Source organism: uncultured Campylobacter sp. (genome assembly GCF_937997405.1).
Classification (GTDB): Bacteria; Campylobacterota; Campylobacteria; order Campylobacterales; family Campylobacteraceae; genus Campylobacter_B.
Genome location: NZ_CALKTL010000104.1, coordinates 1 through 4,342, shown reverse-complemented (window position 1 = coordinate 4,342; position 4,342 = coordinate 1). Strand labels below are relative to the sequence as shown.

Below are 4,342 nucleotides of genomic sequence, written 5' to 3'. Positions count from 1 at the left end.
AGTCCTAAAATCATATAAATATACCAGAAATGAGGTGCTGATATTTTTTTTATTGCCATGAAAGAATGATTATAAAAATAAATATAGACTATATTAAAAAAGACTATACGGTTCTTTTCTAGGAGGATATGCGAAACGGGCGGCAAATTTAAAACTAAAATTTCAATATTTTATGGTGCCGTCATTAAATTTCGTAGCGATACCGAGTGCAAATACGGCGTAATTTTAGCGCTAAATTTTATGCGTAGAAGCGCTTGTTGAAATTCTAGCCGCCTGTGTCGTTGGGATAAAATTTCGTCGGTAGAATTTTACCCGAGCGACATTTCTACGCGAATTCTATCGGTAAAATTTCGAAGGTCAAATTTCGCGCCTAAACTCTCTTAAACCTCGCCCTGCGAATTCCGCCCAAGCGAAATTGCCTTGTGAAATTCCGCCCGTTTATGTTCGACTAAGTTCACACTCGGTAGTATTTGCCACTTTATTTGCGGAGGTTGCTTTGAAAGAGATAAAATCCAAGCTCATCATAGCGTGCTTGGTTGTTACGGCAGGCGTATTTTGTCTGATCGCAGGCGGTGCATTTATGGATAGATCCGAAACTCAGCCCGCGCAAAATTCCACGGTGAGTCGCGCCACAACCTCCGGCAACTCCTCCAATCGGCCGCTAACGGACGAGGATCGCGCCGCAATAGCAAGGTACCGGTACGAAAGGCTGGGCGCCGAGTTAAATTTAGACGAGCGCGTAGTGCAGGGCGATGAGCGAATGGAATATTTCCGTAAGCTTTTGCGCTCCAAGGACACTGCGCGTATTCTGGCATTTATGCGAGAGCAGCGCATCACTGCGGGCGATCCGCTGCATTTTGGCATAACGGCGATAATGTATTCTAGCTTTTACAACGATGCAAACACCACCGAGGAGCTGATCTATCACGGAGCGGATATCAACCGCACGGACGATTTTTCTCATTCGGCGCTAAGCTATGCTATCGAAAATAACTCTACCGCCGTCGTGGAAGTTCTACTTAAGCACGGAGCTAGCTTTTCTAGCGTTAAATATGTTCGTCCGTGGCTTACATACCCTAGATACGGTGACTCCTATTTGGTTGTTACTAGCGACGCACAGGTAAAGACATATTCCATAACGCCTAAAAGCGAAGGTACTAGTGCGGTATCCGATCCACTCTATTACGCCGTAGCAGGCGGATTTTTGCAGATGACGGAGCTTATGCTTAGCAGCGGCGTAAGACCTGAGATTACGGCTTGGACGGACGATAATTGTATTGCTTTTACACTCAAACACCGCAAAGATAAGCGGCAGCCGAACTGCTCCATCTATCAGATGCTGCCGCAACGATATGACGCAAGTATGCTAAATTTGCTGCTTAAATACGATTTAGCAGGACTTCCGGACGATGAGCGTATTCAAAAAAAATACGATGACTGCCGTAAGGATTTGGATACGTTGAGGAAGTATAAGAAAATATACCTAGAGCATATGGATAATTATTGTTACGATGAGATTATTTTAGATTGGACTTTATTAAACAGCTCTAGGTATGAGCTGCTTAGATATATGATGACGGAGCGCTCAAAGTATTCGGAAAATGATGTAATCAAGCTTAACAAAGGCTCGCTGCCCGATCTTAATAGATGCGGCTCGGTAACGCCAAATACAGCGCTACTTGGTATCTACGATACGCTTATAAAGCGCTATTCCTCGCTCTGTGGCGATGAGCCTAAGGGTGCAAGCGGCTTTGATTTGGATAAATTTTTTAGATATTTGCAGTTAGAAAAATTGGAATATTATCTTAAAATAGAGTATAAAGGCAAGGTGATAAAGGTGGAGGAATACGATAAAATTTTAAGGCGCGATGCGTCTAAGCAGCTAGAGCAAGCGGGATCCAAGGCTAAGGATACCGCGTCTGCCAATAAGTAAAATTTTGTAGAGATTTTGGTTATGATCGCTACGTATTTGGCAAAATTTTATAAAATTTTAATGATTTTAAATTTGTCGTTTCTCTTTAATATCTTGATCATCGCAATCCTACCTTTAAGTTATCGCTACCTTGTATTTTGTATATAGCATCTATAATTTATATAAGATCGCGAAATATCATGGTTCTTATATTAATATGAGATAAATTTATATATAGCAGATCTCATAATTTATAAAATAATGTTAAAGATGGGTTAGAAATATAAAATTTTAAAATATTACAAATTCTAAGCCTAAACTTCTATCAATAATTTTTATTATTTAATGAATATTTTAATTTATATATGTATAATTACAAACAAAATTTATTAGAAAGGAATAAATATGAAAAAACTAACCACTACTTCGGGTAATCCTATCGCGGATAACCAAAACTCCCTTACCGCAGGCAGTCGCGGCGGTATAATGTTACAAGATTATCAGCTACTTGAAAAACTAGCTCATCAAAACAGAGAGCGCATCCCTGAGCGCGCCGTTCACGCAAAAGGTAGCGCTGCATACGGAACATTGGAGATTACGCAGGATATCTCACGATATACTAAAGCCAAAGTATTGCAAAAAGGCGAGAAAACAAGGCTGCTTTTGAGATTTTCTACCGTTGCCGGTGAAGCTGGAGCGGCTGATGCTGAGCGCGACGTAAGGGGCTTTGCGATTAAATTTTACACCAAAGAGGGCAACTGGGATTTGGTCGGAAACAACACTCCCGTCTTTTTTGTAAAAGACCCGTATAAATTCCCGGATTTTATCCACACGCAAAAGCGTGATCCTCGTACACACCTCCGTTCAAATGAGGCAGCATGGGACTTTTGGAGCTTAAGCCCTGAGAGTATGCATCAAGTAACCATCCTGATGAGTGACCGCGGTATTCCGGCAAGTTACCGCCATATGCACGGATTTGGCAGCCACACCTACAGCCTTATAAATGACAAAAACGAAAGATTTTGGGTTAAATTTCACTTCAAAACTCGCCAAGGCATTAAAAATTTAACCAACGCTCAGGCTTCACAGATCATTGCAAAAGATCGAGAGAGCAATCAACGCGACCTTTTTGAGAGTATAGAAAAGGGCGACTTTCCAAGCTGGGATTTTAAAATTCAAATAATGACTCTACAGCAGGCAAAAGAGGTCAAATTTAACCCCTTTGATCTAACCAAAACTTGGCCTCATAAGGAGTTCCCGCTCATCGACGTGGGCGTCATGACGCTAAACGAAAATCCGAAAAATTATTTCAATGAGGTTGAGCAGGCTGCATTTAGCCCGTCAAATATAGTGCCTGGTATCAGCTTTAGTCCCGATAAGATGCTGCAAGCAAGGATATTTAGCTACCCCGATGCTCAAAGATATCGTATCGGCACGCACTACGCGCAGCTAGATGTTAATCGTCCTGTAAGCGAGGTCAATACTTACGTCGTGGGCGGCGCGATGAATAACGGAATGTATGAGCTTGACGATAAGGCTTACTATGAGCCTAACAGCTTTGGCGGCGCCAAAGAAGATCGTGCTTTGTTAGAGCCTGATATAAGCATAGAAGGCGCGATGCAAAGATACGATCACAGAGTCGAGGATCAGGATTATTATTCGCAACCTAGAGCGCTTTTTGAGCTAATGAGCGACGGACAAAAATCGCAGCTTTTTAGTAATATCGCAGATAGCATGGAGGGTGTGAGCGAAGCGATAAAAGAGCGCGCGATAGGACATTTTGAAAAAATTTCCGCTGACTACGCAAATGGCGTAAGAGCCGCTTTGAAAGCAAAAAATTGATGAGATTAACACAGGCCGAGGAGCAAAGATATGGCGAGCTTTGCGCTATAGCGCTTGATTTAGCTAGGCGAGATAATGCTGACGAGCTAGAAAAGATGATAAAGGCGGGCCTTAGCGTAAATTTAAAATCCGCCAAAGGCGACACGCTTTTAATGCTAGCTAGCTACAATAACGCGCTAAAGACTGTAAATATGCTGCTCTCAAACGGCGCCAGAGTCGATGAGCGTAACGACCGCGGGCAAACTCCGCTCGCGGGCGCGGCCTTTAAAGGGCATTTGGAGGTAGTCAAAGCTCTCGTAAATGCAGGTGCAGACGTAGAGGCTACGAGTGGTCTTGGTATGACACCCTATGCCTTTGCTGTGATGTTTGGTAGGAGTGAAACGGCAAAATTTTTACTAAGCAAGCGTAAAAAGCAGGGATTGCTACAAAAACTGGCGGTTAAATTTTTAGGAATTTTAGCCAAAAAGAGCGCGCGAGCGGTTTAAATTTGATATGCCTTGATATTTGGCGGTTTAAAATTTACGCGCTTTAGCGCTTATACACGGTTCTGGAGACGTCTTCCAAGTAAACAGCCATATCTAATTTCTT

3 protein-coding genes are annotated in these 4,342 nt (G+C 42.5%); all 3 read left to right on the top strand.

Going from position 1 to position 4,342, the window contains the following annotated elements:
- Positions 1-496: 496 nt before the first annotated feature.
- Complete coding sequence (locus tag Q0372_RS05645) at positions 497-1,933, top strand: ankyrin repeat domain-containing protein (RefSeq protein ID WP_298103605.1); 1,437 nt, start codon at positions 497-499, stop codon at positions 1,931-1,933.
- Positions 1,934-2,317: 384 nt separating this feature from the next.
- Positions 2,318-3,754, top strand: coding sequence for a catalase (locus tag Q0372_RS05640; RefSeq protein WP_298103602.1), 1,437 nt, complete (start codon positions 2,318-2,320; stop codon positions 3,752-3,754).
- A complete protein-coding gene (locus tag Q0372_RS05635; protein ID WP_298103599.1) occupies positions 3,751-4,239 on the top strand; it encodes an ankyrin repeat domain-containing protein in 489 nt (162 codons plus the stop codon). The genes Q0372_RS05640 and Q0372_RS05635 overlap by 4 nt, the downstream gene beginning before the upstream one ends.
- Positions 4,240-4,342: the final 103 nt, after the last annotated feature.